Source organism: Streptomyces sp. NPDC055140, assembly GCF_053607285.1.
The window spans coordinates 103,284-120,268 of sequence record NZ_JBSGTG010000017.1 but is presented as its reverse complement, the minus strand read 5'-3'; the positions used below and the strand labels follow the sequence as shown (position 1 = coordinate 120,268).

Annotated in this window: 12 protein-coding genes and 1 tRNA gene; 7 read left to right on the top strand and 6 right to left on the bottom strand. The window is 71.8% G+C overall.

Going from position 1 to position 16,985, the window contains the following annotated elements; translation table 11 throughout:
- The first annotated feature begins 73 nt into the window (after nt 1-73).
- From tmk to ACWFR4_RS28890, 7 genes are all read left to right on the top strand, one after another.
- Nucleotides 74-3,319, top strand: coding sequence for a dTMP kinase (gene tmk, locus ACWFR4_RS28920; RefSeq protein WP_453655250.1), 3,246 nt, complete (start codon nt 74-76; stop codon nt 3,317-3,319).
- A gap of 170 nt (nt 3,320-3,489) precedes the next feature.
- Complete coding sequence (locus ACWFR4_RS28915; RefSeq protein WP_453457852.1) at nt 3,490-4,695, top strand: DNA polymerase III subunit delta'; 1,206 nt, start codon at nt 3,490-3,492, stop codon at nt 4,693-4,695.
- 78 nt (nt 4,696-4,773) lie between these two features.
- The gene (locus ACWFR4_RS28910) at nt 4,774-6,348 is read left to right on the top strand and encodes an alpha/beta hydrolase (protein WP_453457849.1); all 1,575 of its coding nucleotides are present in this window, start codon (nt 4,774-4,776) and stop codon (nt 6,346-6,348) included.
- 129 nt (nt 6,349-6,477) lie between these two features.
- Nucleotides 6,478-6,551 (top strand) — tRNA-Thr (locus ACWFR4_RS28905).
- Between the two features lie 270 nt (nt 6,552-6,821).
- Nucleotides 6,822-7,277 carry a carboxymuconolactone decarboxylase family protein gene (locus tag ACWFR4_RS28900; protein WP_453655379.1) on the top strand — a complete coding sequence of 152 codons (456 nt, stop codon included), beginning with the start codon at nt 6,822-6,824 and terminating at the stop codon, nt 7,275-7,277.
- Nucleotides 7,278-7,591: 314 nt separating this feature from the next.
- On the top strand, nt 7,592-8,101 hold the full coding sequence (locus tag ACWFR4_RS28895; RefSeq protein WP_453457828.1) for a SigE family RNA polymerase sigma factor: 510 nt from the start codon (nt 7,592-7,594) through the stop codon (nt 8,099-8,101).
- Between the two features lie 37 nt (nt 8,102-8,138).
- A complete protein-coding gene (locus ACWFR4_RS28890) occupies nt 8,139-9,413 on the top strand; it encodes a hypothetical protein (protein ID WP_453655248.1) in 1,275 nt (424 codons plus the stop codon).
- A 183-nt stretch (nt 9,414-9,596) separates the two neighbouring features.
- On the opposite strand, the gene ACWFR4_RS28885 is transcribed toward ACWFR4_RS28890, so the two are convergent.
- The 6 genes from ACWFR4_RS28885 to ACWFR4_RS28860 form a co-directional block, all read right to left on the bottom strand.
- On the bottom strand, nt 9,597-11,288 hold the full coding sequence (locus tag ACWFR4_RS28885; RefSeq protein ID WP_453655246.1) for a bifunctional 3'-5' exonuclease/DNA polymerase: 1,692 nt from the start codon (nt 11,286-11,288) through the stop codon (nt 9,597-9,599).
- Between the two features lie 82 nt (nt 11,289-11,370).
- On the bottom strand, nt 11,371-12,210 hold the full coding sequence (locus ACWFR4_RS28880) for a nitrilase-related carbon-nitrogen hydrolase (protein ID WP_453457821.1): 840 nt from the start codon (nt 12,208-12,210) through the stop codon (nt 11,371-11,373).
- 296 nt (nt 12,211-12,506) lie between these two features.
- Entirely contained in the window at nt 12,507-13,433 is a 927-nt protein-coding gene (locus ACWFR4_RS28875; RefSeq protein ID WP_453655244.1) for an NADP-dependent oxidoreductase, read from the bottom strand.
- 15 nt (nt 13,434-13,448) lie between these two features.
- On the bottom strand, nt 13,449-13,652 hold the full coding sequence (locus tag ACWFR4_RS28870) for a hypothetical protein (RefSeq protein WP_453655242.1): 204 nt from the start codon (nt 13,650-13,652) through the stop codon (nt 13,449-13,451).
- A 133-nt stretch (nt 13,653-13,785) separates the two neighbouring features.
- Nucleotides 13,786-16,002, bottom strand: a complete 2,217-nt coding sequence (locus ACWFR4_RS28865) for an ABC transporter permease (protein ID WP_453655240.1) — start codon at nt 16,000-16,002, stop codon at nt 13,786-13,788.
- Nucleotides 15,996-16,886, bottom strand: a complete 891-nt coding sequence (locus ACWFR4_RS28860) for an ABC transporter ATP-binding protein (RefSeq protein WP_453655238.1) — start codon at nt 16,884-16,886, stop codon at nt 15,996-15,998. The genes ACWFR4_RS28865 and ACWFR4_RS28860 overlap by 7 nt, the downstream gene beginning before the upstream one ends.
- Nucleotides 16,887-16,985: the final 99 nt, after the last annotated feature.

Sequence of the window (16,985 nt, the reverse complement as noted above, 5' to 3'; positions counted from 1 at the left end):
GGGGCGAGTGCCCCGGCGGCCGTATGTTCGGGTGGACCTTCGGGGAGTCAGTGGGTCCGGATAGGCTGGACGAATGACGCGAGCCGAGCAGCCAACGGCCAAGAATCCGGCCCCCGACGACGCCCTGGTCGCAGATTCCCGGGAGCGCGCTGTCCGCGCCCTGCTGCGGGTGCCGCAGCTGAAACGACTGTGGAGCGCCCAACTCGTGGGCGGCATCGGTGACGCGCTCGGGCTTCTTGTGCTCGTGGTGCTGGCCCTTCAGGTAGCCGTCTCCGAGGGCTCGTTCGGGGGCGGGTACCGGGGCGTGGCCTTCGCCGTCGCCGCCGTGTTCGGCGCGCGCGTCCTGTCGACTCTGCTCTTCGGAGCCGTACTCCTCGGCCCGCTCACGTCGCTGACCTCCAAGGACGGTCCCCTCGACCGGCGCTGGACGATGGTCGGCGCGGACGGTGTGCGGGCCGCGCTCCTCATCGTCGCGCCCCTGTGGATCGACTGGACCCCGGACAACGCGCTGGCGGTCCTGCTCGTCACCGCCTTCGTGGCCGGCGTCGCCGAGCGCTTCTGGACCGTGTCGCGCGAGAGCGCGGCGCCCGCGCTGCTGCCCGCGCCGCCCCTCGAAGGCGCGGCCGTACGCCCGCTGCCCGACCACATGGACGCGCTGCGGCGCCTCTCCCTGCGCACCGGTTTCGTGGCGCTGCCCCTCGCGGCAGCCGCGCTCGTCGTCGTCACTCTCGTGGGGAACCTGATCGGGGCCGGGGTCGACTGGTTCGGCCTGCACCAGGCCGCACTGGCCTCCTACGTAGCGGCCGGTCTGTTCGCCGCCTCGCTCTCCGTCGTCTTCTTCCTCGAACTGCCCGACACGCAGACCCCGCGCGCGCGGTCCCCGCTCGAGGGCATGCGCCGCCCCAAGACCGGCAGCGGTGTCGACAAGGGACGCACGGGAGCCATCCCGCTCCTCGTCCTCGCCTGCGCCGCCGTCGCCGGGGCGATCTCGGCGGCCGTCGCTGTCTCCGTACTGCACGCCAAGGACCTGTCCGGCGGCCCGGTGATGTTCGGGCTGCTCGTGCTCGGGCTCACGGGCGGCACGGTCGTCGGCATCCGCTCAGCGCCCTCCGTGCTGCCGTCGCTGTCGCGCCGCAGGCTCCTCGCGCTGGCGATCGCTCTGACCGGCATCGCCCTGCTCGCCGCCGGCCTGGTCCCCGACGTCACCAGCGTCCTGCTGATCGTCACCCTCGCCGGCGTCACCGCGGGCATCGCCGCCAACACCGGGCACACCCTCCTCGACCAGGAGTCCGAGGACTACCGGCGCGCCCGCACGACCGAGCACCTCCAGGCCGTCGTCCGCGTGTCCATCGCGGTCGCCGCCGTCGCCGCGCCCCTGCTCGCGGCCGCGATCGGCCCGCACCGGCTGGTCAACGGCAAGTTCGTGTTCGCGCACGGCGGCGCCGCCTTCACGCTGATGCTCGTCGGCGCCCTGCTGCTGCCCGTGGCCGCCCTCGTACTCGCCAAGGCCGACGACCGCAGCGGAGTGCCCCTGCGGCACGACCTGCGCGACGCGCTGATGGGCGGGAACGATCCGGCGCAGGCCCCCGCCGCCACCGGCTTCTTCATCGCCCTGGAGGGTGGTGACGGCGCCGGGAAGTCGACCCAGGCCGAGGCGCTCGCCGAGTGGATCCGTGACAAGGGCCACGAGGTCGTCGTCACGCGCGAACCCGGCGCGACCCCGGTCGGCAAGCGGCTGCGTTCGATCCTCCTCGACGTGTCGTCGGCCGGCCTCTCGCACCGGGCCGAGGCCCTCCTGTACGCCGCCGACCGCGCGGAGCACGTGGACACCGTCGTACGGCCCGCCCTCGAGCGCGGCGCCGTCGTGATCTCCGACCGCTACATCGACTCGTCCGTCGCCTACCAGGGCGCCGGTCGCGACCTGTCGCCGACCGAGGTCGCCCGCATCAACCGCTGGGCGACCGGCGGACTCGTACCGCATCTGACCGTTCTGCTCGACGTCGACCCGCAGGCGGCACGTGAGCGGTTCACGGAGGCGCCCGACCGCCTCGAATCGGAGCCGGCCGAGTTCCACGCGCGCGTGCGCTCCGGTTTCCTCACGCTCGCCGCCGCCGACCCCGGCCGCTACCTCGTCGTCGACGCGGCCCAGGAGCCGGAAGCCGTCACGACCGTGGTCCGGCACCGGCTCGACATGGTGCTGCCGCTCTCCGACGCCGAGGTGAAGGCCCAGGAAGAGGCCCGTAAGGCCGCCGAGGAGGAGGCCCGCAGGAAGGCCGAGGCCGAGGCCGACCGCAAGGCCGAGGAGGAGCGCGTCGAACGCGAGCGGCTGGCACAGCTCGCCAAGCTGCGCGCCGAGGAGGAGGAGCGCAAGCAGCGCGAGCTGGAGGAGGCGCAGCGGCGCGAGGCCGAGCGCCAGGCCGAAGCGGCCCGCCAACGCGCCGAGGAGTCCCGTCGCCGTGCCGAGGAGGAGCGCGCCAGGCTCCTCGCCGAGGAGCAGACCCGGGCCGCCGAGGAGGAACGCCGCCGCCGTCAGGCGGAGGAAGAGGCGCGCCTGCGCGCGGAGGCTGAGGAACGACGCCTGGAGAAGCAGCGCAAGGCGGAGGAGGCGCTGCTGCGGGCGGAGGAGGCCCGTCGGCTGGCGGCGGCGTCTGCGGCGGCGGCTTCGGCTGCGTCCGAGTCCGTGGCGGCTTCTGCGGCTGGGCCCGGGTCCGAGGGCGCCGGCCGGCCCTCGAGGGCCGACAACGAGACCACCGTTCCCACGCCCGTGGTGAATCCCACGGGTGGCGCGGCCGACGAAACGGCCGTGCTGCCGCCGGTCAGGGACGCAGCTAAGGGTTCCGCGGCTGGGACTGCCTCTGGTGCTGGTGCCGGGCGTGGTGCTTGGCAGGGTGGGGACAACGACGAGACCACTCAGCTGCCGATGCCGCCGAATCCCGCACAGCAGGCCAAGGCCGCCGACGAGACGGCGGTGCTGCAGCCGGTGCGTGATGACTCCGTCGGTAGCGGTGCTGGTGCTGGTGCTGGTGTTGGCGATGACGGGTCGGCGGATCGGGTTCCGCCGGGGTACTTCCGTGATGAGCGCCAGACTTCGGCGCCGTCGGCCGGGCGTGCTGGCGCGGGTGCCGGTCATGGTTCGAATGACCGGACGCGTGAGCTGCCCCAGGTCGACGAGGAGGGCCGGCCCCGTCAGCGGCCGAGGCCCGACTGGGCGGAGGAGACCCCGCTGGACGACCTGCCGACGCTGGCCGACGAACTGCTCGGCGGGCACGACGACGACGGCGACGAGGGCGCGGGCGGCAGGCGCCGGGGGCGGCGCTGATCCGACCGGGGCCGGCGTCGAGCCGGCCGGGGACCTGTCGCCGTCCGGTGACCGATTGCCGGCCCGATCGCTGGGGCGCCGGATCGGTCGCCGGACGGCGTTGTCAGTGCCGTCCCGCACAATGAATCCGTGGAGCGAAGTGCCGGAGTTCGACGGTGAGGTGGTAGTCCATGCCTGTATGGGACGACCTGGTGGGTCAGGAGCGCGTGGCCGCGCAGCTCGACGCCGCCGCGCGGGACGCCGACGCGCTCGTCACGGCCACGGCGACGAAGGCGCCGCTGCCCGAGACCTCCAGGATGACGCACGCCTGGCTCTTCACCGGTCCTCCCGGCTCGGGGCGGGCGACGACGGCGCGCGCGTTCGCCGCAGCGCTCCAGTGCGTCAGCCCGGACCGAGCGCTGGGCGGAGCCCCCGGCTGCGGATTCTGTGACGGCTGCCACACGAGCCTCGTCGGCACGCACGCCGACGTGGAGATCGTCCGTACGGATCTGCTCTCCATCGGCGTGAAGGAGACCCGCGAGCTCGTCCGCAGAGCACAGCTGTCGCCCGCCGTGGGCCGCTGGCAGGTCATCGTCCTGGAAGACGCGGACCGCCTCACGGAGGGCGCGGGGAACGTACTTCTGAAGGCCGTGGAGGAGCCCGCCCCGCGGACCGTCTGGCTGCTCTGCGCACCCTCCCTCGAAGACGTCCTGCCCACGATCCGCTCCCGCTGCCGCCACCTGACGCTGCGTACACCCGCGGTCGAAGCGGTGGCCGACATGCTCGTACGACGCGACGGCATCGAGCCGGCCGTCGCCGCCGAAGCGGCCCGCGCCACGCAGGGCCACATCGACCGCGCGCGGCGCCTGGCCACGGATCCCCGCGCGCGGGCGCGCAGGGCGGCGGTGCTGAAGCTGCCCCTGAGGGTCGACGACATCGGCGGGTGCCTCAAGGCCGCGCAGGAGCTGATCGACACGGCGGCGGAGGACACCAAGCAGCTCGCCGAGGAGGTCGACACCAAGGAGACCGAGGAGCTGAAGGCAGCGCTCGGCGGACAGAGCGGCAGCAGGATGCCGCGCGGCACGGCGGGCGCCATGAAGGATCTGGAGGACCGCCAGAAGCGCCGCAGAACGCGTACGCAGCGAGACAGCCTCGACCTGGCCCTCACGGACCTCACGGGCTTCTACCGCGACGTGCTCGCCCTGCAGCTCGGCTCCCGCGTCGCCCTCGCGAACACCGACGCGCAGGACACCCTGGAGCGCCTCGCCCGCGCGGCCTCGCCCGAGGCCACGCTCCGCCGCATCGAGGCGATCGCCGAATGCCGTGACGCGCTCGACCGCAATGTGGCGCCGCTGCTCGCGGTGGAGGCGATGACGATGGCGCTGCGGGCGGGCTGACACGCCTTCGGTTAACTCGTACGGGGCGCGGTCGCCACACATCGCTACTGACCGAACGCGGACAGTTAGGCTCGACTGATGTACTTCAGGCGTCACCATTCCCCCGTCCGAGGCCTCCGGGCCTGTGGAACCCTGCTCGCCGCCGCCGGGCTCCTCATGTCCGCGTGCTCACCAGGGAGTTCGGGGAGCACACGAACGGCGGACGTCTCGCTGGCCGCGCTGCCCAGGGAGACCCCCGCCAACCTGACCGCCTACTACGGGCAGTCGCTGAGCTGGCGCGAGTGCGGCGTACCCGGCTTCGAATGCACCACGATGAAGGCCCCGCTGGACTACGAGAAGCCGGACGCCGGTGACATCAAGCTGGCCGTCGCCCGCAAGAAGGCCACCGGCCCGGGCAAGCGCCTCGGCTCGCTCCTGGTCAACCCCGGCGGGCCCGGCGGCTCGGCGATCGGCTACCTCCAGTCGTACGCTGCCCTCGGCTACCCGGCGGCGGTCCGCGCCCGCTACGACATGGTCGCGGTCGATCCGCGCGGCGTCGCCCGCAGCGAACCGGTCGAGTGCCTCGACGGCAAGCAGATGGACGCGTTCACGCAGACCGACGTCACGCCCGACGACCAGGCGGAGACGAACGAACTGTCGGCGGCCTTCAAGAAGTTCGCGGCCGGCTGTGAGACGAGGTCCGGCGAGGTGCTGCCGCACGTCTCCACGGTCGAGGCGGCCCGCGACATGGACATCCTGCGCGCGGCGCTCGGCGACGACAAGCTGAATTATGTCGGGGCGTCGTACGGCACGTTCCTCGGGGCGACCTACGCGGGGCTCTATCCGGAGCGGGTCGGCCGCATGGTCCTGGACGGCGCGATGGACCCGTCCCTGTCGGCGCAGGAGATGAACCGCGATCAGACGGCCGGCTTCGAGACGGCGTTCCAGTCGTTCGCGAAGGACTGCGTACGGCGCTCCGACTGCCCGCTGGGCACCGGGAGCGTCGCCGACGCGGGCAAGCACCTCAAGTCCTTCTTCGCCGAGTTGGACCGCACCCCCATCCCCACCGGTGACCCCGCGGGCCGCAAGCTCGGCGAGGCCCTCGCCACGACCGGCGTGATCGCGGCGATGTACGACGAGGGGGAGTGGGCTCAACTGCGCTCCGCGCTCAGCTCGGCGATCAAGAAGAAGGACGGCGCGGGCCTGCTCGCACTCTCCGACAGCTACTACGAGCGCGACGGCGACGGCACGTACGCGAACCTGATGGCGGCCAACGCGGCCGTGAACTGCCTCGACCTGCCACCGTCCTTCAAGAGCCCCGACGACGTGAAGGCGGCCCTGCCGTCCTTCGAGAAGGCGTCCCCGGTCTTCGGCGACGGCCTTGCGTGGGCGGCGCTGAACTGCGCGTACTGGCCGGTGAAGGCTACCGGCGAGGCCCACCGCATCGAGGCGAAGGGTGCCGCCCCGATCGTCGTTGTCGGCACGACCCGCGACCCGGCCACCCCGTACCGCTGGGCGCAGGCCCTCGCCGGCCAGCTCGATTCCGGCACGCTCCTCACCTACGTGGGCGACGGCCACACCGCGTACGGCCGCGGCAGCGCCTGCATCGACTCCGCGATCAACGCGTACCTCTTGGACGGCACCCCGCCCAAGGACGGAAAGCGCTGCTCATAAGGGGTGAGGGGGCACTTTTCGGCACCCCGGGGCGCGCGTTCCGGGGCCTCCGCAGAGGGTGTGCAGAGCACCCCCGAAAACTGTGTAGACTTGGCGACGTTGCTGACCGCACCATGGTGCAGACGGCGCGCCGCCTTAGCTCAGATGGCCAGAGCAACGCACTCGTAATGCGTAGGTCTCGGGTTCGAATCCCGAAGGCGGCTCTGTGGAAGCCCCAGAACTCACTCGCCGTGATCTGGGGCTTTTGCTTGTTCTGGTGTGGTGGCCCTCCGCGGGATGAAGATCGCGGGGGGCCTTCTGCATGGCATCGCCCGGCGCCTCGCCGCAGGGCGGAGCGGGCCCGATTGCGTGTGGTGGCCTGGCCGCTGCCGACCGGAGGAAGATTCTTCGTTCAGGTCGTCACACTCTTGTCTCGGGATCCGTCAGTTCATCGAAGGCAGAGAGACAGAGCTGACGGAGGGCAAGTCATGACTATCCAGGCGCGCATACAGAACCCGGCCCAGCTGATTCCCGGGGTTACGCAGCCCGTGCTGGCGCTTCTCAAGGCCACCCGTGAGGGCGGTGTGCCTGAGAGCACGCTCGAACTGGTGCACCTGCGGGCCAGTCAGATCAACGGGTGCAGTTACTGCGTCGACGCCGGTGTGCGCAGTGCGCGTAAGGGCGGGGAGAGTGACGACCGGCTGTTTGCCGTCGCCGCGTGGCGTGAGGCGCCGTACTTCACCGACGCCGAGCGGGCCGCGCTGGCCCTTGCCGAGTCGGCGACCCGGCTCGCCGACTCTCCGGACCCGGTGCCGGACGCCGTCTGGGACGAGGCTGCCCGTCACTACGACGAGCGCGGGCTCGCGGCGCTGACGCTCATGATCGGCGTCACCAATCTCTTCAACCGGTTCAACGTGACCACGCGGCAGCCGGCGGGCGCGAGTTGGTAGAGCGGGCTGCCCCGCGCCGCCTTGGCGCGGTTCGTCATTACGTGATTTCTGGCTCTATCAACTGAGTTCCGGTACGTGAGTTCAGGGGTCGGTACGCGAGTTCTGACTCCATTGCACGGCACGGCACGGCACGGCACGGCCCGGTCCGGTCCGCTCGCCTCGGCTTGAGGTGGGTGGGCGGACCGGGCCGCGTCGTATCTTGCGGCGATCGTAGAGTGCGCGCCGCAGGCTCTCGGAGATCGCGGCGTCGCTGAAACATCCCGTCCGCCTCACCGCATCTAAAAGGTGTGGGGCGATGAGGGGGAGGGCGCCTGATGAGGCGGTCCAAGGAAAGCGGGTTCCGGGAGTTCGCGGAAGCCCGGACAGGACACCTGTTCCGTTCGGCATGCCTGTTGACCAGTGGCGACACGCACTTCGCCGAGGATCTGGTGCAGGAGACGCTGGGGCGGATGTACGTGGTGTGGGGGCGGTCGCCACGGGTCGGGAACCCGGCGGCGTACGCCCAGACCGTGCTCATACGTGCCTTTCTCGCGCACCAGCGGCGGCGTTCCGCGCAGGAGCGGCCCAGCGACGAGCTTCCGGAGACCTCGGACATTGCACCGGGCGACGCCTCGCTGCGGATCACTCTTCTCGACGCGCTGCGGCAGCTTCCGCCGAAGGACCGGGCGGTGATCGTGCTGCGGTACTGGGAGGACCGATCCGTGATGGAGACCGCGGAGATTCTGAACGTCAGCTCGGCGGCGGTGCGTACGCGGAGCACGCGGGCGCTGGCCCGGCTGCGGGAACAACTGGGCGGCAGCGTGGCTGAGTTCGCCGCGTCATGAGCTTGACTCGATTCGGTGTGAGGAGTGGTGGTTCGGTATGTCAGGAACAGACGAAGACCGTGACCAGGAAGCCTTCGTGGGTGGCCTCGGGGAGGCCCTGCGGATAACCGGTGAGACGTTCAACGCCACGGGTGGGCCGCTGGTCGACGGCGGCATGGCGCGCGGCCGCCGCAGGCTGCGGCGCCGGCAGGCCGCGACGGTCACCGGGAGCTTCGCCGCGCTCGCCGCGGTCGGATTCGGCGCGTCATACGCAGCCGGGGCCTTCGGGGCCGAGGCCGGGCACGGCAGCCCGGTGGCCGCGCAGCCCGAGCCGGGCAGCACGACCCAGGGGAAGACGAGCAGGCCGGGCGAGGGACCGCAGTTCTCCGCCAGCCATCTGATCAAGACCCTCGAAGGGCTGCTGCCCGACGGCAAGTTCAGCAACGAGTCGGGCCGCGGTACGGCGGATGGGCTCGGGCCGCTCGCCTCGGTCGTCTTCGACGACGGCAGGGGTAAGGCGGCGATCGGCCTGAGTCTGGGCCGGGTCGACCCTGAGGGCACGAGAGTCGCGGAGCAGCTCGCCTGTCCCGAGAAGGTCTACACGCCGTACGACTCCTGCTCGAGCAAGACGCTGGCCGACGGCTCCCGGCTGCTGCTCCTGCAGGGCTACGAGTACCCGGACAAACGCGCGGACACCAAGTGGTGGCACGCGTACGTGGTGACGCCGGAGGGCTACACCGTCGACGCCAGCGAATGGAACTCACCGGCGGAGAAGGGCGAACCCGCATCCCGGGACGAACCACCGCTCAGCACCGCACAGTTGAGGGCCCTGGTGACCTCCAAGGAGTGGCGTCCGATACTGCGGGCGCTGCCGAAGCCCCAGGACGAGCCCGTGCAGCAGCCGGTCCCGCAGGCCTCCAGCGGCGACACCATCCTCAAGAACCTCAAGTCGCTGCTGCCGAAGAGCGCCAAGGTGACGACCAGCCAGGGCGAAGACGGATCCGCGTACGTCGTGGTGAACGACGGCAGGGGGGCGAGCCTCGTCCAGATCAATGTGCAGCCGAACATGTCGGACGTGGAGGGTGAGCTCTTCGGCTCCGGCGTGCAGACCTTGCCTGACGGCACGAAGGTCGTCACGCATCAGGGGCCCGGCGAGAAGGGGGGCCAGGGCGTGGTGATGTGGACCGTGGACACGATCCGCAAGGACGGGTTCCGCGTGGTGATATCGGCGTTCAACTCGGGCGCGCAGAACACCGCGGCCACGAGGACCACGCCCGCGCTGACCATGACACAACTCAAGGCGATAGCCACGAGTGGGAAGTGGCGGGGGTAAGGCGCATTGGGGCACTCTTTGGCTCGGGGCTCGGGGCTCGGGGCTCGGGGCTCGGGGCTCGGGGCTCGGGGCTCGGGGCCGGTGCCCGGTGAGCAGTATGTGCTGACCAGAGATTGGTGACCGGCGATCAGCGGTCGTCGGCTGTGGGTTCTGGTGGGCTGTGAGTGGCTCTACCGACGGACGTCACTTCGCGTCGGCGTAGCACTTCACCACTGCGGTGGTGAAAGGGAAGTGGACCGGGGTGTCGCCGAACGTGAGGTGGCCGGCCAGCTCTGCGGCCTCGCGGATTGCCGCGGTCACTGTTTCCGCTTCTTCTTCCGGGCAGTGCACGATCACCTCGTCGTGCTGGAAGAAGACCAGTTCTGCCGCCATCCCGGTGCAGGACCGGCGCAGGGCTGCGAGCATCAGGTCGGCCCAGTCTGCGGCGCTGCCCTGGACGACGAAGTTGCGGGCGAAGCGGCCGCGGGCGCGGGAGTTCGAGGAGGCGTAGCCGGGGGTGAACTCGGTGCCTCCCGAGGTCTGTTCGGGCGTCGGGTCGTCCTGGGGGATGCCTGCTTCCTCCTGGTCGCCGGCGCCGGCGACCGGTGGGCAGGTGCGGCCGAGCCAGGTCCGCACGAGGCGGCCCTCCTCGCCCGCGCGGGCCGCGTCGTCGACGTAGGCGACGGCTTGCGGGAAGCGGCGGCGGAGGGCAGCGAGATTCTTGAGGCCGTCACCTGACGTCTGGCCGTACACCGCGCCGAGCACCGCCAGCTTTGCCTTGGCGCGGTCGCCGGAGAAGGCCCGGTCGGAGACGGACTGGTAGAGGTCGGTCTCCCGTCCGGCGACCTCCATCAGGCCGGGGTCGCGGGAGATGGCGGCGAGGACGCGGGGTTCCATCTGGTCCGCGTCGGCGACGACGAGCCGCCAGCCAGGGTCGGCGACGACGGCACGCCGGATGACCTTGGGGATCTGGAGTGCGCCGCCGCCATTGGTGACCCAGCGTCCCGTGACGGTACCGCCGGGCAGGTACTCGGGCCGGAAACGGCCGTCGCGGACCCAGTCCTGGAGCCAGGACCAGCCGTGTGCGGTGTAGATCCGGTACAGCTTCTTGTACTCGATCAGGGGCCGCACCGCCGGATGGTCGATCGACTCGATCTCCCAGCGGCGCGTGGACGTGATCTTCACGCCGGCCTGGGCGAACGCCTTCACCACGTCGGCGGGCAGATCGGGGCGTACGCGGCGGCCGAAGGCCTCGGACACCTCGTCGGCCAGTTCGGCGAGGCGGCGAGGTTCGCCACCGCCCGCGTAGCGCTCGCCGAGCAGTTCGTGCAGTACGGAGCGGTGCACGTCGGCGCTCCAGGGGAGGCCCGCCGTGTTCATCTCGGCCGCTACGAGCATGGCGGCGGACTCGGCGGCGGTGAGCAGCCGCATCCGGCCCGGATGGGCGGTGGCGTCGTGGCGGCGCTGCTGATCGGCGTACACCTCTATGAGCTCTTCGAGGGGGACATGAACGGGTTGTGGTTCGAAGAGGGAGGACTGGGAGCCGGGGGTCGCGGCGCGTTGCGGGGGGTCCGGGGGGACGGCCGTCCCGCGGATTCTGGCCAGGGTGGCGGCCGCGGAGCGGGGTTCCCCGAAGTGGCCGGCGTGACCGAGGAGGAGGGTCTCGGCGTCCTCGATGTCGTAGCAGCGCGGCACGCGGACGCCCGCGGCGAGCAGGCTGGGGTAGACGGCCGCTGTAGATCGCCAGATCCAGCGTGTGACGTCAGGACGGGAGCGGACCGCTTCCGCGAGGCTGGGCTCCTGACGGACCGGGGCGGCGGGTGTGCCGTCGGCACCGAGCGGCGCGAGCTGGGCTCCGCCGTCCTCGGTGGCTGCGATGGCCCACTTCTCGGTCATGCCGGTGAGTCTTACACCCAGCACTGACAGCGCCGGGTGCGTGGGGAGCCCGTCCGGGCGGGGGACCGGGCCTGGGCACGGGTCAGCTGTCGCCGCCCTCGTCGATCAGGCGGCGGACCTCCCGTTCGATCAGGCCGAGGCGGGCCTCCGCGACCAGAGGGACGGCTCTGCGCTGCCGGCGGGCCTCGTGGAGGTCGATGTCGATCGTCACCAGTGCTGGGTCCCACTTGGGGGCCTGGGCCACGACTGTCCCGCGTGGGTCGACCACGCGGGAGCCACCCCAGAAGGAGGCGCCATGTTCGTTACCGACGCGGTTCACGAAGACGACCCAGCACTGGAGCATCTTCGCGGTGTAGGCGAGGAGCGTGTCCCAGTACAGGCCCGTGTCCATGGCCTCAGGGTCGAGTGTCGCCGCGCTGTTCGCGGGGACGATGACGACCTCGGCGCCGTCCTGCACGGCGAGCCACGGCAGGGCCGGCTGCCAGGCGTCGTTGCAGACGAGGGTCGCGGCGCGGCCGTGCCCGTGCGGCAGGTCGTACGCGCGCAGATGCTGGCCGGGGCTGACGTGCTTGCGTTCCTCCCAGGCCAGGTAGTTCGGCAGGTACAACTTGCGGTGGGCGTGGAGGAGTTGGCCATTCGCGTAGTAGGCGGAGGTGTTGTAGGCGCGCAGGCTGGTGTGTTCGTGCAGGCCGATCACGACGTCCGCGCCGAGCGTCGAGAGAGCGGCCAGTCGCGGGTCCGTCACCGGGAGGGAGGCGTCCTGGTGCAGGGCGCCGAGGTGATAGCCGTGCAGGCTCAGTTCGGGGAACACCACGAGGTCGGCGCCCTGGGCCGCCGCCTGCTCGGTCTCCTCCCGGGCGACGGCCAGATTCGCGTCCACGTCGCCGAGCACACAGTCGGTCTGCGCAAGCGCCACTCTCATACCCCGAGCGTCGCAGCGTCCGGCGGAGTCGGCATCCGCAGGGGCGGGTGGCGTCCCGGTTGGTGGAGGCGGGGTTCCCGCGGGCGGGCTGGGGCGGGTGCGCCGGCCTATCCCGGGGCCAGCGGGGAGGGCCACACCCCATCAGGGCCATCAGCGTCACGAGGGCCATCGGGACTGTTTGGCCCACCGGGATCACCGGGACTGTTTGGCCCACCGGGATCACCGGGACCACTTGGCCCCACCAAGGCCCACCAGGCCCACCAGGCCCACCAGGCCCGCCGGGATCACCAGTCGCGTCACCCCACCAGAAGCACCAGCTTGCCCCGTACGTGGCCCGACTCGCTCAGCGTCTGCGCCTCGGCCGCGTCGCGGAGGGGGAACGTGCCGGCGATCGAGATGTGGAGCTTGCCGTTCGCGGCGAGTGCGGCCTGGTGGGTGAGGCCGTCGCGGGCCTTGGCGCGGTTGCTGCCGCCGGACGCGAAGGCCACGTTGTATTTGGCCGCGTCGGGGTCGGCGATGGTGACGACCCGGTCCGGCGTGCCGCCGAGCAGTTCGACCGAGTCCGCCAGCGCGCCCTTGCCCGCCGCGTCGAACACCGCGTCCACCCCCTGCGGGGCCACCGCCCGCACCCGCTCCACGAGCCCGTCCCCGTAAGCGACGGGGATGGCGCCGATGGAGCGCAGGTACTCGTGGTTGGCGGGGGAGGCCGTGCCGATCACCGTCGCGCCGAGCGCCACGGCCAGCTGTACGCCCATGGAGCCGACCGCGCCCGCGGCGCCGTGGATCAGCAGCGTCTCGCCGCTGCGTACGCCGAGCAGGTCGAGTACGCGCTGGGCCGTCTCGCCTGCGATGGGGAGGGTCGCCGCCTTGGCGGGTTCGAGTCCGGTGGGCCGTGGGGCGATGGCGGAGGCCTGAGCCAGGGCGTAGGCCGCGTAGGCGCCGGTCTCGGTCCAGCCGAGGACTTCGTCGCCGACGGCGAGGCCGGTGACGCCCTCGCCGACCTCGTCGATGGTCCCGGCGAACTCGTTGCCGGGTACGGCAGGCAGGGCGGTCGGGAAGATCTGTTCCATCCAACCGTTCCTGATCTTGTACTCGATGGGGTTGACCCCGACGGCCGCGACCTTCACCCGGACCTGGCCGGGACCCGCGTGCGGCTCCGCGACGTCGTCCTTGAAGCGCAGTACCTCGGGTCCGCCGAACTCCTCGAAAACGATGGCTTCCATGCCGGTGTCTACCTCTCACTGCTTCGTCGAACCGGGCGGGGGCTGGTCCTGCTGGTGTTCTCTGGAGTCCCTGGCGATCTCGTACGTTGTCCTGCGCTCTCCAGAGATACGTTCCCCGGAGTCGATCGTCTCCGGGGGCGGGCCGCCCCGCCCTTCGAACAGTTCGGCCTGTCCGAAAGACCACCCGCCCGAGACGGCCATGGATTCCGAGACGGGCATGGAATCTGCGGCTGCGGGGCTGCGGGGCTGCGGGGCTGCGGGGCTGCGGGGCTGCGGGGCTGCGGGTGGCGTGACTCGGGCACCCGCCATGCGTCACCCGCGCCCCCCATCCCCGCCCTCTCGCCCTGCCCTCTCACCCACCCACACCACTCCGGCGCCCCCATCCCGCGCCGAGCACCCCCGCCCCCACAGCGACCACCGCGCACACGCCCACGGCCGAACCGACGACACCCCACGGCACCACGACCTCAGCCTCAGGCCCCACCCCCGCGCCGGGCTCCGGCGAGAGGAGGCCGAGCGCGGCCGCGAGTCCGCCCAGGTTGAGCGCGGTGACGGCCAGTCCGAGGGCCGTGCCCGCCGCGACCGCGACCAGTGCCTCGCCGGCGAGCATCCACCTGACCTGCGCCCGGGTGGCCCCCGCCCGGCGCAGGGCGCGCAGTTCCCCGTTTCGTACGGACGCGGCCATCAACTGTGTTCCGGCGAGCGAGATCGCCGTATAGGTCAGGGCGATGCCCAGGAGCAGCAACATCCCTTGCCGGGTCTGGGGTTTGATCCTGGGGTGGGTGGCGTCGAGCCAGGCGGCTGCGGTGCGTACGCGCACGTCGTGCCCGGACATGGCCGCTCGCAGCGCGTCCGTCACCGCCGCAAGTGAGGCGCCCGGTGTCAGGCGTACGTCGATCCGGTCGACCGGCGCCGCGCCGGCGTTGGCCGTGGTGACGTATGCGCCGTTGTCACCGGTGCCGCGCGCCAGGACGGCGGCGACCCGGAGTGTGGTGCGGCGGCCGTCGCCGAGCCAGACGGTCAGGCGGTCGCCGACGCGGTGGTGTTCCCACTCCTCGTTGACGACGATGGAGTGGTCGTCGAGGTGGCGTATGTCGCCGGAGACGACGGGGAGGCGGCTCGTCGTGGCGAGGGCCGCGGGGTCGCTCACGGCTCGCGCCTCGGAGCGGACGAGGGCGGTGCCCTCCTCCCGCACGAAGACCGCGGTGGAGGCGGACGGGGACACGGCCGCCGCGCCCGGCACCGGCCGTCGTGCCAGGCTCAACTCATCACCCGTTGCGATGAGTTGGGCGTTCGTCTGCTCGTTCGCCTCCTGTGCCTTCGCCGCGCTCACCGACTCCGCCGAGCCCATCAGGGAGCCCGCGAGTGCCACTGTCACCAGTACGGGTGCGGCGACCGCGGCGGTGCGGCGGACGGAGGCGGCGGCGTTCTCGCGGACGAGGAGACCGACGGCTCCCGGCAGCCGGATCAGCCGCAGCACCGGGCGGACAAGGAGCGGTGCGAGTGCGGCCGCCGCGGTGATGAGGATCATCGGCTGGGTGGTGTACGTCTTGCGCTTAAGGAGCGCCGACGGGTCGGTCCAGAGGGTGTGGACCGTCAGGCCGAGTCCCAGGGCGAGGAGCGCCGCGCCGACGATCCGGCGGCTCCACGGCATGACGTCCGTGTCCACGTCGGCGTCCTGCAGCGCTTCCACCGGGCCGATGCGTCCGGCGCGCCGCGAAGCGGCCCATGCTCCCGCGACCGCCACGAACAGGCCGGTCCAGAAGGCGAGTTGGAACGGCCATGAGGTCCATGAGGTCGACTGTGGCGTACCGGTGCCGCTCACCGTGAACCACGGGGGCGCGATGCCGTTGTCGATCAGCGCCCGGGCGAGCAGCGGCGCGCCCCAGGAGCCGAGGGCGCAGCCCGTGGCGCTCGCCGCGACCCCCACCGCGAGGGCCTCGGTGAAGAGCTGACGCCGTACACGTCCCGGAGTGGCGCCCGCGAGCCGCAGCAGCCCGAACTCCCGCCTGCGCAGGGCGACCACGAACGCGAACGTCGACGCCGTGACGAAGACGGCGACGAACGCGGAGACTCCGCCGGCCGTGCCCAGCATCGCCCGCACCGCGACGACCGCCTGCGCGTCGCGCTCCGCGCCCGGGTCGGCCAGGTGCCGTGCCGCGCCGGTCAGGACCTGCGCCCGGTCGCCGACCACCTCGCGTACGGCGGCAGTCGAGGCGTCGACGCCGACCGCGTCCGGCGCGAGATGATCACGGTGGACGGTGCCCAGCTCGGTGAGCTCGCGCAGCAGTTCTTTGTCCACAGGCTGTGGATGGGGAATCTTCTTCGAGTCGTGGGCGCGGTGCGGGCCATGGTCGACCTCAACGGTCAGGGTGTCGTGTGGCATGACCACGACGGGTTGTGCGGCGAACTGCTGAGGTTTGCCCGCAGGTGGGTCGTCGGCCGCCGCTAGCCCCAGCCCCATGCTCGCGACCAGGGCCACCCCCAGCGCGACGGCGACGAATGCTCCCGCGAAGAGGTGCCAGCGCGTCCGCAGGTTCGCCCAGGCGGAGGTGAGTGTGGTCAGCATGCGTCGACCTCCTTGCCGGGCGCGTTGCCGCCGGGCAGCAAGCGAGTAGCGGCGAACGTGTCACCCGCACCCGCACCCGCACCCGCACCCGCACCCGCACCCGCAGTCGCTTCCGCACCCGCTTCCCAATCCCTGGAACGCCCCGAACCCCCCGCACCCTCGCCCGAACCCCCCTCGAGCCCCGTCATCCGCGCCGCGACCGTCTCCGCATCCGGTGCCAGGAGCTCGTCCACGACCCTCCCGTCGACCAGGAACACCACCCGGTCCGCGCGGGCCGCGGCTACCGGGTCGTGCGTCACCATCACCGTCGTCTGGCCCTCTCGATTGACCAACTCCCTTAGCAGAGCAAGGACTTGATGGCCGGTCGTCGTGTCGAGGGCGCCTGTCGGCTCGTCGCAGAAGAGGACGGCCGGCCGGGTGATCAGGGCGCGGGCCAGGGCCGCCCGCTGCTGCTGGCCGCCGGAGAGCTGTGAAGGGCGATGCCCCGCGCGCTCGGCGAGACTCACGCGCACCAGCGCCTCGCGCACCTGCGCGCGCGAGGGTCGCCGACCGGCGAGCCGCAGGGGGAGTGCCACGTTCTGCGCGGCAGTGAGCGACGGCAGCAGGTTGAAGGACTGGAACACGAAACCGATCCGGTCCCGGCGCAGGAGTGTGAGCGCCCGTTCGCCGAGTCCGGTGAGGTCGGTCCCGCCGACGGTGACGGTGCCCGACGTCGGACGGTCCAGGCCCGCGGCGCACTGGAGCAGCGTCGACTTCCCGGAGCCGGAGGGCCCCATCACGGCGGTGAAGGTCCCGGCGAGGAAGTCGAGGTCGACCCCGTCGAGGGCGGTGACGCCGCGGTACTCGCGGCGTACGGCGGTGAGTCGCACAGCAGGTGTGGTCATGCCTCAACCCAACCGCCGCGGAGTCCCGCGAACACGACCACTGGGGGGCGTCTCGGGGGTATGGCCAGCCCTACCCCCCGTATCCGCCTGAGACCATGG